Consider the following 496-nt stretch of genomic DNA (forward strand, 5'->3'; position numbering starts at 1 on the left):
TTCAGTCAGCGCGCTTAGGATATGGTCGCGCTCGTCAGGCGCGAAGATCTCGGCATAGACCGGGCTCCATATGCCATCGATGAAGCGATAGAGCTTGGTGCCGGTGGTCGGCATGATGAACAGATGCTCGATCGCGGCGGGGGCGGGCAGGGCCGCAACCACCTGCTTTTCGAATTGCGGCCAATCGCCGCCCGAGATCACCGCGACGTCTACCACCGCGAGCAGACGCGCAAGCATCGCCGCCATCTCGGTGGACAAGGGGCGCTTGCTCTCCGCAAGCGTCCCGTCGAGGTCGAACACGATCAGCCATTTCATGCTGCGTTGAGCGCCGGATCGCGGTAGGCGAGCAGCCGCAGAGCGTTGAACACGACCAGCAGCGTCGAGCCTTCATGCATCGCGACCGCCGGGCCGATGCCCAGGCCGAGGATTGTCGCCGGCACGAGGAACGCGACGACGCCGAGGCTGACGAACACATTCTGCCGGATGATGCCGCGGG

General features: G+C 64.7%; 1 protein-coding gene and 1 pseudogene. Both read right to left on the reverse strand.

What is annotated here, in order from left to right:
* A pseudogene (locus AACY52_RS30365) lies at positions 1–315 on the reverse strand (HAD family hydrolase); the annotation flags it as partial.
* A partial coding sequence (locus AACY52_RS30370) for a hypothetical protein (protein ID WP_339561390.1) occupies positions 312–496 on the reverse strand: 185 nt, incomplete at its 5' end. The gene AACY52_RS30370 and the pseudogene AACY52_RS30365, both read right to left, overlap by 4 nt.

Origin of the sequence: Pseudomonas sp. EA_65y_Pfl1_P113 (assembly GCF_963970525.1) — a bacterium.
Classification (GTDB): domain Bacteria; phylum Pseudomonadota; class Gammaproteobacteria; order Pseudomonadales; family Pseudomonadaceae; genus Aquipseudomonas; species Aquipseudomonas tritici.